Genomic DNA, 18,528 nt, shown 5'->3' on the forward strand with positions numbered 1-18,528 from the left:
TTAATCATGATAACCAGTACAGAGTTTAAAACACATTTAGGTGAGTATTTAACAGAAGCAATGCACAAAGCTGTTTTTGTGAAACGTCGATCAAATGAAGCCGTCCTTATTAGTAAAAAGGAATATGATAGATTGCAATCTATTGAAGATTTATATTGGCTTAATCAAGCATTACAATCTGAAAAAGATGGGTATATTGGTGTTGAGCAAAGTATGGGTAAGCTAAAAAATGCTCTTGATCAATCTAAGTAAAGAATCTGATAAATTTCTTGATAAGTTACCACCAAAACAATTTAAACAAATTGTAAAAGAACTTTTTAGACTAGCTAAAAACCCTGAACAACAAGACATTATAAAACTAAAAGGGTCTGATGACTTTTTTCGTAAAGATATAGGTGAGTACCGAATAATCTATAAAACAGATAGTGAAATACTTTATATAACTGTGGTTGGAAAAAGAAACGATGATGAGGTCTACAAAATTTTTGATCGAAAGTAAGCCACTCTACAAGACTATAATACCCCCCAAAGTGAATATAAGTTGGCTATGCATCTAGATTTAATAAGTTTGTCTGATAAAACTTCATCTCATCTATGGACTCTTTAATATCATCTAAAGCCAAATGGGTGCTTTCTTTATTGAATTGCTGCAATAGCTCTGGTCGCCAGAAGGAGGCTGCAATTTTAAAAGAACTTACATCAAACAGGCGGTAATGGAAATAGTCCTCTAAAGTGGGCATATATTTTGCTAAAAATTTGCGATCTTGCCAAACAGAGTTACCACATAAGGGGGATTGACCTTTTTTGACATACGGCTTAATGAAATCCAAAATCAATTGTTCTGCTTCGTTTAAACCAATGTCACTTTGTCTGACACGTTCCGTTAAGCCTGATTGACCATGCGTTTTAACACACCATGAATTCATATTTTTTAACACGTTTTCATTTTGATGAATGGCAATAGCAGGCGATTCAGCCAAGATATTCAAATCTGGATCAGTGATAATCGCAGCGATTTCAATAATATGACAAGAGTCTATCTCAAGACCTGTCATCTCAAGGTCAAGCCAAATAAGGTTGCTTTTTGTTTGTGCCACGTCGCTCACAACCTTAGTCCTTAGCGCGTGAAACGTACTCACCGGTACGTGTATCAACTTTGACGATCTCGTCAATTTGAACAAATAAAGGCACTTTAACCACAGCACCTGTTTCAAGTGTTGCCGGTTTACCACCTGTGCCCGCGGTATCTCCCTTTAATCCTGGGTCTGTTTCAACAATTTTAAGTTGCACAAAATTTGGCGGTGTCACACTAATGGGTTCGCCATTGAACAAAGTGATAGCACATTGATCTTGCTCTTTGATCCATTTTTTACTATCAGCTAATGCTATTTCAGTAACATTGTATTGCTCAAATGTTTCATCATGCATGAAAACATAAAACTCACCATCAAAGTATGAATAGCTTGCTGCTACTTCTAGAACATCTGCTGCATCAACGGATTCACCTGATTTAAATGTCTTCTCAATCACGCGCCCATTTTTTAGATTACGTAACTTGACACGATTAAATGCTTGACCTTTACCTGGCTTCACAAACTCGTTTTCAACGATAACCATTGGATTGCCATCGAGTAAAAGCTTCAAACCATTTTTGAATTCGTTTGTACTAAAACTTGCCATCTTTTTCCTCTTTAGTATATTAGCGCTACTTTATTTCAAAACGTCGAACATGATACACGAAAAACACGTCAAGCAACAGAATAAAGCGCATAGCAAAAATGCAGATTGGAAGCATGCATTGGCAACAGGTTTTGCACATTGGCAAGCTTTGGCGCAATTTTTGGAAATTGATCCGGTGTCTTATGATATTCCGACACTTCAATCATTTCCAATGCGTATTCCATTAAGCTTTGCGTCACGTATGCAAAAGGGTAACATCAATGACCCATTATTATTGCAAGTCTTACCTTCAGCAAAAGAGTTTGAGTTGCCCAATGGCTATATTGATGATCCCTTACAAGAAGCGGATTTTAATCCGACAAAAGGCGTTTTGCATAAGTATAAAAATCGCACATTATTAATACTTCATCCAGCGTGTGCCGTCCATTGTCGTTATTGCTTTCGTCGAGAGTATGATTATCAAGCGCAAACACAATCAAAAGCATTGTGGCTTGATGCTTTTGAGTATATTCGCAAAAACATAGAGCTTGACGAAGTCATTTTATCCGGCGGCGATCCACTCATGCATAATGATCTGTTATTGAAATGGTTTTTGGCGCAAATAGAGGATATTCCACATATCAAACGTTTGCGCATTCATACAAGAATACCTATAGTATTGCCTGAGCGAATCACTCCTGAGTTGATTGATGTGTTTAAAGAAACGCAATTACAAAAAATTATGGTCATTCACGCCAATCATGCCAATGAAATTAATGACGATGTCACGACTGCTTTGGCAGCACTTAAGAATCAGTCACAGTTTACTTTACTCAATCAATCAACGTTACTTAAAGGCGTTAATGATAATGCACATATATTAAAAGCTTTATCTGAAGCACTTTTTGCTACTGGTGTAATACCATATTATTTACATGTGTTGGATAAAGTCAAAGGGGCAGCGCACTTTGATGTTGATGAGATAACAGCCAAAGAAATACATACCAGGCTTAAATCATTAACCTCAGGCTATCTTGTTCCTAAATTGGTGCGAGAAGTGGCGCATGAAATGGCAAAGACTTGGATAAATTAATGTTTTTTGCATAAAAGCATTGAAACTAACGATTTGATATAGCTTAATATTATTGATTTTACGGCTTTATCATGAGAAGGAAATAATGTTAAAAATAATCAATAAAGTAACAAAGGTATGTTTTATGGCAGTAGTATTAACCAGTGTGGCGCATGCCTCTGATTGTGATAGCAGCAAACTCACCAATGCATTTAATTTAATTGCAAAACGGGCTGAAGTGATGCAATTAGTCGCTGCTGATAAATACTCAGATAAAACAAATATTTACGCACCAGCGCGTGAGATAAAGGTGTTACAAAACGTTCAAGCAATTGCTAAGAAGGAGGGTTTGCCACTTTATCCAACCTTAATGTTTAGTCAATTACAAATGGATATGTCAAAGTTTATTGAACAATATTGGCTAGACAAATGGATCTCTGATCCTAAAAGCTTTGATCATAAAGATTTAGATCTAACGAAATTAAGAGCGACGATAAGTAGTGTTGATAAATCACTTTATCCTGCGATTAAAGAGGCATTGCCATCGCTTAAGCGCTGCTCATTAGCAATAAGTTCAAAAGCATTTAAACAAGCAATGAATAAAGTTCAAGGGGTACCTAGTAGTCCGGATTATGTGAATATGATGTTGGCAAGCTTAGTGGCAATTTCTCAAGCTCAGCAATAATCTTTTGTGGGAGCAATTTATTCATACAATCCATGTGCTCTAATGGGCATTCACGTTTAAAACAAGGACGACAGTCAAGATCCTCAAGATAAACACTTTTCGCCAATGTATTTAATGGTGGAGTGAACTTATCAGAAGTTGAGCCATAAATAACTAAGGTTGGAATATTAAGCGCACAAGCGATATGCATTAACCCTGAATCATTACTGATGACCCTTTGGCAACTTGCTAACAGATAAACGGCTTCTGATAGAGTGGTTTTTCCTGCTAAATTAAATAAATGGGCGTGATGATTGCAGCCTTTGCTAATATCTGATGTGGTTTGCTGATCTTTAGTCCCACCTAATAAAAGCACTTGATAATTCTGATCTAAAAGATATTGCGCAAGCTCAGTATAATAAGCACTTGGCCATTTTTTAGCAGGACCAAACTCAGCCCCCGGGCACAGCGCGATAATCGCTTTATCTTTGCTTAAACGATACTTAGCCAGTGTCGTTTCAACGAGGTTACTATCAACATTAAACTTAGGGTAGGGCAGCTTTGTGGGTAAGTGTTCTTTTTTAGCAATGCCTAATGCGCAAAAACGCTCAATCATTAAGGGATATTTTGTTTTATTGAGTTTACGGCGGTCATTTAACAGCACAAAACGCATTTCACCATGCCAACCTGTGCGTTTTTTAATGTGGGCAAAAAAAGGAATGAGTGCCGATTTCCATGAATTGGGTAATACAATGGCATCACTATAATCTTTGCCTTTAAATTCAAGGGCTTTTTGTTTACGTGCACTAAAGCTAAATTGACCATGCTTAAATTCAAGCTCAAAGGCTTCATTAATTTCAGGCATAAACTGCGCTAGGTCACAACAATGTTTGGGCGCTGCGATATCGATAATACAATTGAGATCTTGTGATTTGAGAAAGCGATAAAGCGATTGCGACATCACCATATCACCAACCCAACTAGGCGCAATAATAAGATATTTACGCATCAGAGACAGTTTGGTCATTATCAACGACAACAAAGCGCGTACTGCAGTAGGGACAGACGCCTTCGTTTTGATCATGTAGGTCTATATATACGCGTGGATGTTGGTTCCAAGAAGCGTGTTCAGGAATAGGGCAACAGATTCTTTGTCCACTGGACACTTTGACGGTTTGAATATCTTTAGACATAAATAAACACTCTAGCTAACTATGCATAATGACGCGTAGTGTAGCATAGCGTATTGGTTGCGACAATTCGTCTAGTTTGAATTAAGTGTGAAAAGTTTATGATACGAGCGCTTTAAGTTTCACCTTATCTAATATCGTAATCTCCTTGTGCTTAGCTTGAACGATACCATCTTTGGCAAGTGTTTTAAAGGCGCGCGAAATTGTCTCAATACTTAGGTTGAGATGATTGGCAATTTCTAAGTGCTTCATCGGTAAAGTAAAGAATGTGTTGGAGTAACCACAGCGTTTTTGATGGGTGCTTAATCGATAAATAAACTGTGCTAATTTAATATGCGCCTCACAGTTTGCATCAACAAGATGAATGGCAGCGTTAAATTTTTTACTCATTAATTGCAAAAAATCTAAATTAGATAGCGTATCATTTGAAATGGCTTGTACAAAACTATGGTAATCAAAACCACATACCGTACTATCCTCTAAGGCAATTGCATTTAATTGATGCGTACTTGCCTCAATGCCATCAAATCCAAACGCGTCACCTTGTAGACAAAAATCAACGATATGTTCATGAGCATTCACCAGTTTAAAGCTACCAGCGCGCACACTATAAAAGGCAGTTAGATTACGATTGATTGTATATAACGCATCGCCTTTTTTAACATTAACCACAATAGACTTCACCTTAGTTAGTGTTTTGTCATCATCAAACGGATTAATATTAAGTGCACTACATAAATCACGGCAATCACAAAAATGACAAGTTTTAGGGCGATCAGTTGATTTATGTATTGGGCGTATCACCATGAATTTGTTTCTTATTCTAAAAAGAGATATCAATCATTGTGCCAAAAACTTGATTTATGTCAATAAACAGCAAGCTTACTTCATTGATTTATCTTTGATAGTTTAGCTTGCTAATAACTCAAACTACAATGGCACTAAGATGCTTTGCTATAGGCATGGTGTCGATAAAAACGTTCAATCATAATGAAGGGTAGTATAAATGATACCAAGTCTATTATCGGTGGAGCTTGCGCGTTGGCAATTTGCCTTTGTCGCCTGCTTTCACTTTATTTTTGTACCATTGACACTGGGGCTTACGTGGATTATTTTCACGATGGAGCTTATGTATGTCATTACTGGCAAACAAGTCTATAAAGACATGACCAAGTTCTGGGGAAAACTCCTTGGAATTAACTTTGCAGTAGGTGTTTTGTCAGGTTTAACGATGGAGTTTTCATTTGGTTTAAATTGGGCATATTATTCACAATTTGTTGGTGATATTTTTGGAACACCATTGGCAATTGAAGGCTTAGTTGCCTTTATGCTTGAGTCAACCTTTGTTGGTATGTTCTTCTTAGGTTGGAACAAGCTTTCTAAGAAACAGCATCTATGTGTAACATTCTGCTTGGCAATTGGTTCAAATTTATCTGCATTGTTAATTCTCGTTGCTAATGGCTTTATGCAAGTCCCTGCCGGTGGCGAGTTTGTTTGGCAAACGATGCGTATGGAAACAACGCATTTATGGGATTTATTTATTAATCCAATAGCTCAAATTGGCTTTGCTCATACGGTAATTGCTGGTTACATAACATCGTCTGTTTTTGTCATTGGTATTAGCGCTTTTTACTTGCTGCGCAAGAAAAGTAAAAGTGATATTGCCTTTGCTAAGCGCTCCATGGGTGTTGGTCTAGGCTTTGGTTTAATCGCTTCATTAATGGTGATGGTGATGGGTGATGAGCAGGGTATTTTGGCGTATAAATATCAGCCTATGAAACTGGCGGCGATTGAAGCAGAATGGGGCACGCAAACGCCTCCTGCGAATTTTAATGTTATAGCATTCCCTAACCAATCTGAACGCAAGAATGATTTCTCAATTCAAGTACCTAAATTATTAGGTCTATTAGCAACGCATTCATTTGATCAGAAGATTTATGGCGTCAACACCATATTGTTTGATGGCTACACTGATGTGATAACCGGCAAAGAGATTCCAGCAGTTACCACACGCATTGCCAATGGCGCGAAAGCCTATGAGGCAATGATGAAAATGCGCGATGGCTCGGCAGCAAAAAGTGACTACGCTACTTATAACGAATATCACCAAGATCTGGGGTATGGCATGTTGCTGTTGCGTTATTTACCAGTCGGTGAACCATTAACTCAAGCGACTTCTCAACAAATTCGTGCTGCAGCCTTAGATACAGTGCCAAATGTTTCAACCATATTCTGGACATTCAGAATTATGGTTGGCATTGGTGTCTTTATGTTCTTAGTTATGGTTGGCGGTTTGATCTTGCTCTTTAGAAAAACTTTATGGGAGAAGCGTTGGGTTTTACGAACGATGCTTTATATGATTCCATTACCTTGGATTGCTTGCTTGTGTGGCTGGATCGTTACCGAACACGGACGCCAACCATGGACAGTGTATGATATATTGCCAACAACCGTAAGCTCATCAATGATTAATGGCTGGGATATTTTGTTTACGCTAGCCGTATTCTGCCTGTTCTACGCCTTATTGTTTGCTGTTGAAATGTATTTGATGTTTAAGTTTGCACGTTTAGGACCAAGCAAAGTTCTTAATAAAGCACCAGCAATCACGAAGGAGAAGTAATAATGATCGATTTATATAGTGTTATTCAGTTATTAAGCTGGTTAGCGGTTGGTCTTATCATGTTCTTGACGGCCGCAACGATGTGCTTTGACTTTGGTGCGGGCATTCTTGCGCGTTTTGTTGGTAAAAATGACAATGAAAAACGTGCGATTATCAATATTGTTGCACCAACATGGGATGGCAACCAAGTCTGGTTAATCACCGCAGGTGCTGGGTTATTTGCCATTTGGCCACGTGTCTATGCCGGATCATTCTCAGGCATGTATTTAGGTGTTTTGGTTGTGCTTTGGGGCTTGTTTTTACGTCCTGTTGCCTTTGAGTATCGCCATAAAATTGAAAATACCAAGTGGGCAGGTTTCTGGGATTGGATGCTATGCTTAGGTAGCTTGATTCCCATCTTGATTATTGGTGTGGCTATTGGCAATTTATTCTTAGGCTTACCATTTCAATTTGACCCACATTCTTTGCGTTTTTACTATGGTGAAACCAAAGCATTGGTGCAAGAACCTGCCTTTATCTCACTGATTGGCTTACTAAGACCTTTTGCATTATTAATTGGCATCTTTGCTGTGGTTATGTCGATTATGCATGGCGCATCCTATTGTGCAATGCGCACCAGTGGCGTGTTATTAGATCGTTTTGTTAAAATTCAGAAAGTGACTGCGTGGCTTTTTATCATCCTATTTGCTATTGGTGGTATTTGGCTTATCTTTCTTCCTGGCTTTCATTGGCAGTTAGCAGGCGACTTAAGCACGTATTCACAAGCAATCAATCACCCATTAACTGGTGGTGTTGTAACGGTAACACAAGGCGGTTGGTGGACTAATTACGGCAACCATATTTGGATGCTAATCGCGCCTATCCTTGGCTTCGTTGGTGCAATTATGGTGTTAAGCTTTGCCAAAAAACCTAAGCCATTACTTGCGTTTTCAGGCAGTGTCATTGCATGTTTTGGTGCCGTGTTCACACTAGGATTTAGTTTATTTCCATTTATCATGCCATCAAGCATTGAACCTATGCAAAGTATGGTGCTTTGGAACTCAAGTAGTTCATTGACTTCGTTAATTGGCATATTGGTTGTGGCAGTGATCATGTTGCCAATCATTTTTATCTACACGACCTTTGTTTACAAGAAAATGTGGGGCAGAGATGCAAAAATGACCGCACAAGAAGTTGAACAACGCTCACATGAGTTATATTAAGAAAACTAAGAGGTTTTAAAATGAAGTTAATTTTATGGATTATTGGCATTGCCGCTTTGGTGTTGTCCTATGTATTTGAAAGCTTTTATATATTCTGGTTAGCAACAGCTTTTACTGCAGTAGTTGCCGGTTGCACTGTCGCTCATAGTGTTGACAAAAACCTACCAGCTGAAAGCGAATAACAAGTCAATTTCTCCGATGGAATCATCTTTCCATCAAATATCCTTCTTCATGCACGACATATTTTTTATTTTACACTACACTTATTTGTGATTAAGATGCGCATGGATTGCCAAATTGGCATAAGAAAATAGGAAATACACATGAGAATATGCTTTATTATGTACCCTTGGGAGCGTGTTGAACCAAAGATGGATTCAACCCTGCGTTTGATTCACGAATGTGTTAAAAGAGGGCATATGGTTGCGATTGCAACACCTAGTAACCTCACGATTCGTGATAGCGTTGCACAGGCCTATGCGGATGTTTTTACCAAAGAAACAAAGATAAGCTCAAGTTTTGTGTCCTTTTATAATAATGCTAAGTTTAAACGTTGCCAATTGCCATTATCAGGTTTTGATGTGATCTTTATGCGTGATAATCCACCGTTGGATAATTTGGCATTAAATTTCCTTGATTCAATTCATTCAGATACCTTTATTATGAATAGCTTAAATGGGCTTAGAATCGCTAATAATAAGCTTTATACTGCAGGCTTTAATGATCATGAAAATCAGTTTATTCCAGTAACACACGCTTCAAAAAACCGTGAGTATCTACAGCGTGTACTTGAGGAATCACCCGGCGAAAAGATGATTTTAAAACCCTTAAATGGTTTTGGTGGTGAAGGTGTGATTGTGGTTGAAAAGAAAGCTTCATCAAACTTCAAATCATTACTTGATTTCTATATAGGGGATAAAAACTCCAAAGGCAATTATGTTATTTTGCAAGAGTATGTTGATGGTGCTGAAGAGGGCGATGTACGAATTCTCATGCTCAATGGTGAGCCCATTGGCGCAATGAAGCGTGTACCTGCTAAAGATGATATTCGCTCAAACATTCACGCGGGAGGGCATGTACAAAAACATAGTTTAACAAAGCAAGAAAAAGCACTATGCAAGTTTATTGGTCCTAAATTAGTAGAAGATGGACTTTATTTTGTTGGAGTTGATATCATCAATGGCAAGTTGATTGAAGTTAATGTCCAAAGTCCAGGTGGTATCTCACGGATAAACATGTTAAACAAAGTCAAACTACAAGAAAAAGTCATTGATTTCTTGGAGAATATTGTAGTCACACGCAAAAATTTGATCAAACATAAGAAGTTATTAACCAAGGTGATTGATGATGCTAACGCTAACGACCAATGAAATTATTGATAAAATAAAATCTCATGAATGCTTTGAGGCAACGGTTGATCATGGTGGATTTAGTATTTCCATTCGTGATTATGCGCCATTTATTGCTACCGCTATTCATGCGGGTAGCAACTTTGATAGCGCGCTTAAATCTCACTGTAAGCTCACTGAAACTGAGCGCTATTTTGAAGAAGATCCATTTACTGATCATTTTATTACTGGACTGCCAATAACATTAATTGCCCATGATTCGCGTTATGCGTATGATCTCAATCGCACACCAGATTCATGTATTTATTATACTGCCTGGGGTAAAGCCGTTTGGCACACGCCACTTGCCAGTAAAGTAACGAATGCAATACTTGCTAAGCATACAAGTTATTATGAGGTGCTTTCAGCGCTTGTGACTGCAATTGAAAGCACTCATCAAAAATGCTGTGTTATCGATGTACACAGTTATAATTATCAACGTATTAAGGATAAAATCACACCGGTGTTTAACATTGGCACACATTTTATCAATAAGCGTAAATGGCATAATACACTTAAAAAATTCAGCCTAGCACTGTTAACTGAAATGGCTATCCCAAATATTGAAACGACTGTTGAGCAGGATCTGGTGTTTTATGGACGCGCTTATCAGGCTGAGTTTATCCATACACATTTTAAAAACACCTTACTCATACCCTTAGAAGTCAAAAAAATCTATATGGATGAGTTAAGTAGTGAGAGTTATCCTCTGGTCATTGAGGCGATTGCCCAAGGCTTACAAAGTGCAGTTTATAAAACAATGGAAGGGTTTAGTAAGACGCCTCGTCAAGTTCGTCATAAAAAACCTTTGCTCGATAAAGGGTTACTTGCTTTTGATAAACGACTTTTTCAATTATCGCACAAAATCGATGTGCTTAATTATGTTAACCCTGTGAATTTTTACACCGAGAAGAAGAAATTTTTTCAAAAGCGTGGTGATTATGAGCCGAAGTTTCATTATCGCCAGTTAAGAATCAACCCTTTTGAATTTAGAGAGAAGCTTTATCATTTACCTTTGCATGATGTTGAATCTCCTGCATTAAGGCAGTTATATTGCGAGGTGATCGACTCGATTGCTTTAAATGTCGATCTTTTAACAAGTGTTGGCAAAGATGAATTTTTCTATAATAGTTTACGTATTTATGGTGAACCGAGTAACCGTGATATTGCTAATGCCAACTTTTTACTGCATGCACCGGATATCACTAAACCATGCAAATTAAGTTATGAAGGTGATGAGCTTATCAGTGCCTTTGAAGAGGTCATTCAGAATTATCAAATTGACTTTAAAATCAAACTTTCCGATCAGATTATTGCCAAAGCAATGGTTGATAATGGCAAAAAAGAAGTGGTGATTAATAAAAATGCCAAATTCAATCATAAAGAATTACAAGCGTTGATCCATCATGAGGTCGGTGTGCATGCATTAACAACGATTAATGCTGAGGCTCAGCCTTTGTCCTTACTGCGTTTAGGCTTGCCAAATAATACGCATACGCAAGAAGGTTTGGCAATTTTTAGTGAGTATTTATCTGGAAACCTCACGATTAAGCGCCTGCATGAATTAGCACTTCGTGTTATTGCTGTTGAACATATGATAAAACACATGCAGTTTTCTAAAACCTATCATTATTTGCGCTCGATTAGCGGGCTTGAGTCACATGCTTGTTTTCGTTTGGTCGCGCGTGCTTATCGTGGTGGTGGCTTTAGCAAAGACTTTTTATATCTCAGCGGCTTACGTGAAGTCATTGACGCGCATCAAAAGATGGATATTAATCTGTTATTTACTGGTAAGACCAGTCTTAAGTATCTTGATAACCTGCATAAAATTGCTAAAGAAGGGTATTTGATAGCACCTAAGCTTATTCCCGTAAGTTACCAATCACCAACAGTTGATGCCGATGATCAGATTATTCGTTATTTGATGCAGTCGATTAAATAATTAAAATCATTAAAATATTCAATGTCATTCATAGACGCTTAAGGGTGCCTATGTTATAGTTTGCGCTCAAATCACTTATCCAGTTAGGTTTGAAATATATGCTAGTTCCTTATGCTCAATCAACGCATCCGGTCACACAAAAATTACACAAAATTGTACAAAACAAAAAAACTAATTTAGCACTTTCAGCTGATGTTACTGATAGTAAATCACTTTTAAAGCTTGTTGAGCAAACAGCGGATCATATTGCTATTTTGAAAACCCATATTGATATTGTGTCTGACTTCACACCACAATTAACAAAAGAATTACGCCAAATTGCAGATGAAGCAGGTTTTCTTATCTTTGAAGATCGTAAATTTGCCGATATTGGTAACACTGTTTGTCACCAAGTGCGTGATGGGATTTATCATATTGCCCAATGGGCAGATATTATCAATGCCCACCTTTTGCCTGGTGTTGGCATTATTGATGGGTTAAAAGAAGGGTGTAAAGGGCATGATATTGGTTTGCTCCTTTTGGCACAAATGAGTAGTAAAGGTAATTTATTTAGTGATGAATACATGCAAACAACAGTGTTTGAAGCAGAAAATCACAAAGACTTTGTCATGGGTTTTATTGCGCAAGAAAAATTAAGTCAAGATAATGATTTAATCACGATGACGCCTGGGGTTAACTTTGAATCTAAAGGGGATAATCTAGGACAAAACTATAATACGCCAGAACATGTCATCATGCAGAAGAAAGCAGATATTATTATTGTGGGCAGAGGGATCTACGGAGCAAATAATCCTAGATCAGCAGCTTGTTCATACAAAGAACAAGCTTGGGAGTTGTTGAGTCAATAAATGAATACCTTTGGCATTACTGGTTGCTATGCTATGATGCCAATGGATAGAAAAAATTGGGAAAAATAATACATTATGTCGAGTAAAAAAGTGGCGACAATCGATTTGGGTTCTAATAGTTTTCATATGCTTATCTCTGAGGTGACGACTGAGGGTGATATCAAAGAGCTATATCGTGGTAAAAGCAAAGTGCAATTAAGGGCAGGACTTACCGATGACATGGGGCTTACTGATGAAGCCAAAGCACGTGCTTTGGAATGCCTGCAAAACTTTGGCTTATCGATTGACCATTATCAAGTAGATGAGGTAAAAGTCGTTGGCACATATACATTGCGTAAGGCAAAAAATAATATTCAAGACTTTTTAACAGAAGCTCGGCATATCTTAAAAACAAAGATTGAAGTTATCTCAGGTGAAGAAGAAGCGCGTCTTGTCTATGTAGGTGCTTCATCTGTAACTCAAGCCAAAAAGAAACAAGCCTTGATTATTGATATTGGTGGTGGTTCAACAGAACTAGTCATTGGCAAAGGACAGAATCTAAAGGCGTTAGTTAGTCTTGAAATGGGTTGTGTCAGCATGCAAAATCAATTTTTTAATGATGGTTTACTAAGTCTCTCCAATATGACGCAGGCGATTACCTATGCACACACGTTGATTGAACCAATTGCCACAGAATATATTCAAAAGGGTTGGGAAGTTGTGTTGGGATCCTCTGGTACTATTCGCTCGATTGCGGATTTAGCATTAGCAAATAACTGGTCAGATGGCAGTATTACGCGTGAAGTGCTAGAAAATTTAGCTGCTGAGTTATTACAAAAGAAGGTGGTTGCTAATATTCACTTCAATGGTCTAAGGACAGATCGCGAAAACATCTTAGCGGGTGGGTTTTGTGTACTCTATGCACTGTTTAATCGTTTATCGATTAAAAACATGTTGAAATCAGATGGCGCATTGCGTGAAGGCATGTTATACGAAATCGTCAATAATTATCAAAACAATAAGGATTAGCCATGTCTTATGCTCAAGCACCATTAGCCTATCGAATGCGCCCTAAAAACATCAAGCACTATGTTGGTCAGCGACATTTGTTAGGTGAGCAAAAGATACTAACACGGATGCTTGATAAGTCACATATCGTATCGATGATCTTCTATGGTGATCCTGGGGTGGGCAAAACCACTTTGGCCAAAGTCTTAGCTCATGAGCTTTCCTATCAATTTATAGAATTATCGGCGGTAAGTGCAGGAGTTAAAGATATTAAGCTTGCCGTGGAATCCGCAAAAATGCATTTTGCTGAGCATAAACAGGCAACTATTTTATTTTTAGATGAGATTCATCGCTTTAATAAATCGCAGCAAGATGCATTATTACCTCATGTTGAAAGTGGTGATTTAATTTTAATTGGTGCGACCACAGAGAATCCATTTTTTTCAGTTAATAATGCATTATTATCGCGTTTAACGGTGCTGCGCTTAAAGCCATTGTCTCTTGAAGATATCAGTGAGCTTTTGCAATATGTGCTTATCTACGATGAAACACTATCAGCACACGAACTAACATTACCCGATACAGTCATTGATAAAATATATCATTATGCCAAAGGAGATTGTAGGCAAGCACTTAATGTTCTTGAAATGCTCTTTTTAATGGCAGATACCAGTCAAGAAAAACCGATTGAATTAAATGATGAATTGCTAAACATTGCACTGGGTGAAAACGCGCATAAGCTCGATAAGCAAGGTGATTATTTCTACGACCAGTTATCGGCATTTCACAAGTCAGTGCGCGGCTCTGATCCTGATGCGGCTATTTTCTGGCTTGCTAATATGATCGAAAGTGGTGCTGATCCTTTAGTGATTGCACGGCGTATGCTGTGTATTGCCTCAGAAGATATTGGTAATGCCGATCCACGTGCGCTAAACGTTGCATTAGATGCATGGCAATCGTATGAACGTTTAGGTTTACCAGAAGGGCGCTTGCCATTAATTCAAGCAGCGATTTATTTAGCTTCAGCGCCTAAAAGTAATGCCTCATACATGGCATATAAGAATGTTTTTAGTGATTTAAAAAATCATTCAGATGTCAGTGTGCCAATGCATTTGCGTAATGTAAAACCTGCCGGAGAGGTAATAGGGCAAAGCTATAAATACCCACATGATTTTCCAGATGCATATGTTAATCAGCGTTATCTACCGGAAGGTGTAACTCACCAATATTACTATCCAACGGATAGGGGACTTGAGAGTAAAATTGCGCAAAAGCTCATCTATTTAAAATCAAAACACAAAATATGAGATATCTTAAATAATTATTTACATTATTGTTGTCAATGGTTTTTTTGAAACGACACCAACGGCATTTTTAAGCTTTTTTTGTGGTTGTTAGCATTTGAATAATAATTACAATAACGACAGTCACAAGATAAAGCACAAAAAACTCTGTTAACGTATGGATACGAAAAAGACTGGCAATGGAGGTCATTAAGCTGATAATTAACATCACTGAAGCTCCTGCCATAGCGCCTGCAGTACCTCCTAATTGCGGAAATAAGCTTAAGGTTTTACTTAAGTAAATAGGATATAAAATACCGGTAAGAAAGCAGGCGATAAAGATATTAATAAGTAATATGCTAAGACTTTGGCTAAACGCAAAACTCATGATAAGGAATACAACATTACTCATAAGCAAAATAACAAATGAGATATTCATTAGAATTTTATCATCAACAAAGCTTAATAGGCGTCTGACGATCGTCCCGACAAAATAAGCGATACCGATAAATAACGAAATATAACCGAAACTTGCGGCAGAATAATGTAATATTTCTTGAATATAAAAACTGCCAATAATCCCAAAATAAAGCAGCAGCATATACAACACGCCACTTTGTAAAATAGCACCTAGAAATTGTTGGCAGCTTAGCACTAACTTATAATTAGTAAACACCTTGGATAAGCTTAATTTATGCTTATGTATGTGGGTTTCGGGCACATAACGATAAACAAATGCCATGAGAATAAAGGAATAAAAAGCGAGAAACACAAAGCTTGCTTTCCATGAAATATATTCTTGTAACAAACCGCCAATAAAGGGTGCCAAAATCGGTCCAAGCCCCCAAGCAATCGTCATCGATGAGGAGACTTTTTTCATCTCTTGTGCGCTAAAGATATCTGTGGCTTGCGCGCGATTCATCGATGACACACTTCCTGCACAAATACCCGTGATAAAACGGAAAAAAATAACCCATGACATGGAAGGTGATAATGCAATAGCGATATTAAATATGACATTAAGCGCCAAACTCCATAAGACAATTTTGCGCCTTCCCAAAGCGTCAGCAATCGTACCAAAAACAATCATGCCAATAAATGCACCAAGCATAAACAAACTAATGCTTAACTTAGTTGCTGCTGCCGTGCTATTAAAGTAAGCACTCATATGCGGCAAAGATGGCGTATAAAGATCAATGCCAATTCCAAATATTGGTGTACAAAGTAAAATTGCAATAAGCGCTTTGGATTTATCCATGATAATAAATGGTCATATCAGTTTTCATAATGAAAGATGATAGTTGTTTTTACCTTAATTAACAAGATGAACACAAGCATAAATGCGCATAGTAGTCATTCCCACTATTTCCAATAATATTTCGCATAATATATATTATGTTAAATTAATATCCAGAAGCAGCTTGTAAATATAGGCTTTGCAACGACGTTAAATCAATCATCCCTGATAAAAATGGATTGCCACGCATCCATGCTCGCAATGACAGCCTCTTACTTGTCATCCTGAGCCAGGATGGCGTGAGGATCCAATGCGGAGCTGCCATGGATGGTTAGTCACCCTACTAAAGGTAACGCCTAAAGCTGAAGACTTCGCTGCTGAGACAATTTTATAAAAGCCAGTTATTACGCAACATCATGAAGATCAACATCATAGTGTAATCCGTCTCTATCAAGTAAGTCTTGAATTGCAAGCCTTATAAACTGTTTTTGAGACTGACCAAGTAGACCGGCTATTTCTGCTGCCTTTTTAGGGCTGACCATTTTTCTACGATTTTCTATATCTGAAAGATATGCCTGTGTAACATTTAGTTGTTTAGCCATATCACCTTGACTGATATTATCTGTTTCTCTAATAGATCGCACTGCCATAGCTAATGTTAAGCGCTCCCCAAGCATTTCTTTTAGATGACTATATGCATTAATATTCATGCGCATTAATCTCCTGTATTTCTATAAATTCATAGAGGAAAAACCTCTTGGCATCACTTATTAAACTTAGCTGTTGTTGGCATGCGTCGACCAATACCAAACGGACGGCGTTGAATACATAAAATCTGTGGCGCTTGTTTGCGTTTGAACTCAGTCAATTCAACTAATCGATAAATTCTTTTCTGTTCTGTTAAATTTACTTCAGAAACAATTTGCTCCAAGCGCTTTATTTCATCATTTGCCAATAAATCACGCTCAAGATAAAGCTTGAGCATCGCATCAAGGTGATAATAATCCGGCAAGCTATCAGAATCTTTCTGCCCTTCTGATAATTCAGCTGATGGCGCTTTATCCATAATGCTTTGCGGGATCAACTGACCATATGTTTGATTAATATAATTTGATAAAGCATAAACATCATTCTTATATAAATCACCAATACAGTTAAGCGCACCACACATGTCGCCATAAAGTGTCGCATAACCCACGGCAAGCTCACTTTTATTCCCCGTTGTCAGCATTAAAAGTCCTGTGTCATTTGAGTATTCCATGACAATTCGCCCACGAATACGTGCTTGCATATTCTCTTTGGTCAATTTTTTAGGCTCAGTTCCAAACGTTTTGCTAAAGTTCCTGCAGGTGAGTAAAAACTCCTCTTTGATTTCACGTGTGAAAAGTTCAACGCTCAAGTTTTGACATAATTCAACGGAATCGCTCACCGAACCTTGAGTGGAATACACCGAAGGCATTGTAATTGCTCTAACATTATCTTTACCTAAACTCAAAGTAGCAATAGCCAAAGTCAATGCGCTATCAATGCCACCAGATGAACCAACAACCACACCCTTAAATCCACATTTATGCACATAATCCTTTAATCCACATATTAATTGTTGTAAAACAAATGCCTGCGGGTTGTCTTGATATGGTGCTTTAAGTATTGCTTGTGGCAAGTGCTTAAGATCAATGCTAAAACTCCCCTCTTTAAAGCTCTCTGCTAACGCAATCAGCGCTGAGTTGGCATTGCAGGCGAAACTTGCACCATCGTATATCAGCTCATCATAACCACCGACTTGTGAGCTATAGATCACTGGCGCTTTGATTTTTCTGGTGATATTTTTCGCAATCTGTAAACGCTGCCCAAACTTACCACACATCGAAGGAGAAGCATTTAATACAATCAAAGCATCCAAGTTTAGAGGTAAGTCATCAATAGGGTTTGTTAAATACCCTTGATGATTGTCATACCAAATATCTTCACAGATCAAAATTGCTAAGCGTTGACCTTTAAAATTGAAATCGAGCTTTTTATTTTGTCCGGCAATAAAATGCCTTGTCTCATCAAAGACACCATAGCTTGGAATAAGCTGTTTGTGATAACAATGAATAATCTCACCTTCGGCAATGACAAGTGCACTATTGTGAAATTTTTTAAGCCCTGTTATTGCTGTTGCTGCACCTATTATCACCGCTGTATTAAGCGTTTTTGTAAGCGTTTTAATCTCATCAATGATCTGATTTTGTCTATCAATTACCTCATGGTAAGTTAATAGATCATAAGGATAATAACCGGTGATACAAAGCTCAGAGAAAACGATTAAATCCGCTGCTTTATGCTCATGCATCGCGCGCGAGATTTTTTCAAAGTTATGCGTGAAATCAGCAATGGTGTAATTTAATTGAACGACTGAAATTTTCATTTATATCCTTTTACTTCCTTTATTCT

The 18,528-nt window shown here is 37.7% G+C and carries 20 protein-coding genes; 12 read left to right on the plus strand and 8 right to left on the minus strand.

From position 1 onward, the window contains the following. Nucleotides 1-6 precede the first annotated feature (6 nt). Together ACZ5V8_RS06175 and ACZ5V8_RS06180 are read left to right on the plus strand one after the other, a co-directional pair. The gene (locus tag ACZ5V8_RS06175) at nucleotides 7-252 is read left to right on the plus strand and encodes a type II toxin-antitoxin system prevent-host-death family antitoxin (RefSeq protein WP_440617022.1); all 246 of its coding nucleotides are present in this window, start codon (nucleotides 7-9) and stop codon (nucleotides 250-252) included. Continuing rightward, a complete protein-coding gene (locus ACZ5V8_RS06180; protein WP_464217079.1) occupies nucleotides 230-499 on the plus strand; it encodes a type II toxin-antitoxin system RelE family toxin in 270 nt (89 codons plus the stop codon). Before ACZ5V8_RS06175 ends, ACZ5V8_RS06180 begins: the two co-directional genes overlap by 23 nt. Nucleotides 500-545: 46 nt before the next feature. Here the strand turns inward: ACZ5V8_RS06180 and orn are convergent, their stop codons facing one another. Beyond that, entirely contained in the window at nucleotides 546-1,097 is a 552-nt protein-coding gene (gene orn / locus ACZ5V8_RS06185; RefSeq protein WP_464217080.1) for an oligoribonuclease, read from the minus strand. Nucleotides 1,098-1,110: 13 nt separating this feature from the next. After that, nucleotides 1,111-1,680 (minus strand): elongation factor P, encoded by a 570-nt coding sequence (gene efp, locus ACZ5V8_RS06190; RefSeq protein WP_440617019.1) that lies wholly within the window; start codon nucleotides 1,678-1,680, stop codon nucleotides 1,111-1,113. Between the two features lie 49 nt (nucleotides 1,681-1,729). Here efp and epmB point away from each other — a divergent pair, with 49 nt between their 5' ends. Beyond that, complete coding sequence (gene epmB, locus ACZ5V8_RS06195) at nucleotides 1,730-2,752, plus strand: EF-P beta-lysylation protein EpmB (protein ID WP_464217081.1); 1,023 nt, start codon at nucleotides 1,730-1,732, stop codon at nucleotides 2,750-2,752. Between the two features lie 124 nt (nucleotides 2,753-2,876). Further along, complete coding sequence (locus ACZ5V8_RS06200; protein WP_464217082.1) at nucleotides 2,877-3,416, plus strand: chorismate mutase; 540 nt, start codon at nucleotides 2,877-2,879, stop codon at nucleotides 3,414-3,416. On the opposite strand, the gene waaF is transcribed toward ACZ5V8_RS06200, so the two are convergent. The 3 genes from waaF to ACZ5V8_RS06215 all read right to left on the minus strand — a co-directional run bounded on the left by waaF (nucleotide 3,349) and on the right by ACZ5V8_RS06215 (nucleotide 5,392). Then, a complete protein-coding gene (gene waaF / locus ACZ5V8_RS06205; protein ID WP_464217083.1) occupies nucleotides 3,349-4,479 on the minus strand; it encodes a lipopolysaccharide heptosyltransferase II in 1,131 nt (376 codons plus the stop codon). The genes ACZ5V8_RS06200 and waaF overlap by 68 nt on opposite strands. After that, nucleotides 4,397-4,588, minus strand: a complete 192-nt coding sequence (locus ACZ5V8_RS06210; RefSeq protein WP_464217084.1) for a zinc-finger domain-containing protein — start codon at nucleotides 4,586-4,588, stop codon at nucleotides 4,397-4,399. The genes waaF and ACZ5V8_RS06210 overlap by 83 nt, the downstream gene beginning before the upstream one ends. A 96-nt stretch (nucleotides 4,589-4,684) precedes the next feature. Beyond that, nucleotides 4,685-5,392 carry a Crp/Fnr family transcriptional regulator gene (locus tag ACZ5V8_RS06215; RefSeq protein ID WP_464217085.1) on the minus strand — a complete coding sequence of 236 codons (708 nt, stop codon included), beginning with the start codon at nucleotides 5,390-5,392 and terminating at the stop codon, nucleotides 4,685-4,687. 199 nt (nucleotides 5,393-5,591) lie between these two features. Between ACZ5V8_RS06215 and ACZ5V8_RS06220 the strand changes: the two genes are divergently transcribed. The 8 genes from ACZ5V8_RS06220 (at nucleotide 5,592) to ACZ5V8_RS06255 (ending at nucleotide 14,879) form a co-directional block, all read left to right on the plus strand. Further along, nucleotides 5,592-7,205, plus strand: coding sequence for a cytochrome ubiquinol oxidase subunit I (locus ACZ5V8_RS06220; RefSeq protein WP_464217086.1), 1,614 nt, complete (start codon nucleotides 5,592-5,594; stop codon nucleotides 7,203-7,205). 2 nt (nucleotides 7,206-7,207) lie between these two features. Beyond that, on the plus strand, nucleotides 7,208-8,407 hold the full coding sequence (gene cydB / locus ACZ5V8_RS06225; protein WP_464217087.1) for a cytochrome d ubiquinol oxidase subunit II: 1,200 nt from the start codon (nucleotides 7,208-7,210) through the stop codon (nucleotides 8,405-8,407). A 20-nt stretch (nucleotides 8,408-8,427) separates the two neighbouring features. Further along, complete coding sequence (locus ACZ5V8_RS06230; protein WP_157968156.1) at nucleotides 8,428-8,589, plus strand: hypothetical protein; 162 nt, start codon at nucleotides 8,428-8,430, stop codon at nucleotides 8,587-8,589. A gap of 141 nt (nucleotides 8,590-8,730) precedes the next feature. Further along, nucleotides 8,731-9,777 (plus strand): glutathione synthase, encoded by a 1,047-nt coding sequence (gene gshB, locus ACZ5V8_RS06235; RefSeq protein ID WP_464217088.1) that lies wholly within the window; start codon nucleotides 8,731-8,733, stop codon nucleotides 9,775-9,777. Next, nucleotides 9,752-11,737, plus strand: a complete 1,986-nt coding sequence (locus tag ACZ5V8_RS06240) for a flavohemoglobin expression-modulating QEGLA motif protein (RefSeq protein ID WP_464217089.1) — start codon at nucleotides 9,752-9,754, stop codon at nucleotides 11,735-11,737. The genes gshB and ACZ5V8_RS06240 overlap by 26 nt, the downstream gene beginning before the upstream one ends. A gap of 98 nt (nucleotides 11,738-11,835) precedes the next feature. Next, a complete protein-coding gene (pyrF, locus tag ACZ5V8_RS06245; RefSeq protein ID WP_464217090.1) occupies nucleotides 11,836-12,585 on the plus strand; it encodes an orotidine-5'-phosphate decarboxylase in 750 nt (249 codons plus the stop codon). Nucleotides 12,586-12,660: 75 nt separating this feature from the next. Next, nucleotides 12,661-13,593, plus strand: a complete 933-nt coding sequence (locus ACZ5V8_RS06250) for a Ppx/GppA phosphatase family protein (protein WP_464217091.1) — start codon at nucleotides 12,661-12,663, stop codon at nucleotides 13,591-13,593. Between the two features lie 2 nt (nucleotides 13,594-13,595). After that, a complete protein-coding gene (locus ACZ5V8_RS06255) occupies nucleotides 13,596-14,879 on the plus strand; it encodes a replication-associated recombination protein A (protein ID WP_464217092.1) in 1,284 nt (427 codons plus the stop codon). A 67-nt stretch (nucleotides 14,880-14,946) separates the two neighbouring features. On the opposite strand, the gene ACZ5V8_RS06260 is transcribed toward ACZ5V8_RS06255, so the two are convergent. From ACZ5V8_RS06260 to ACZ5V8_RS06270, 3 genes are all read right to left on the minus strand, one after another. Beyond that, entirely contained in the window at nucleotides 14,947-16,113 is a 1,167-nt protein-coding gene (locus tag ACZ5V8_RS06260; protein WP_464217094.1) for an MFS transporter, read from the minus strand. 383 nt (nucleotides 16,114-16,496) lie between these two features. Continuing rightward, nucleotides 16,497-16,802 (minus strand): helix-turn-helix domain-containing protein, encoded by a 306-nt coding sequence (locus tag ACZ5V8_RS06265; RefSeq protein ID WP_464217095.1) that lies wholly within the window; start codon nucleotides 16,800-16,802, stop codon nucleotides 16,497-16,499. Between the two features lie 53 nt (nucleotides 16,803-16,855). Further along, entirely contained in the window at nucleotides 16,856-18,502 is a 1,647-nt protein-coding gene (locus tag ACZ5V8_RS06270; RefSeq protein ID WP_464217096.1) for an NAD+ synthase, read from the minus strand. Nucleotides 18,503-18,528 lie beyond the last annotated feature (26 nt).

The organism is Cysteiniphilum sp. GTC20157 (assembly GCF_055396795.1).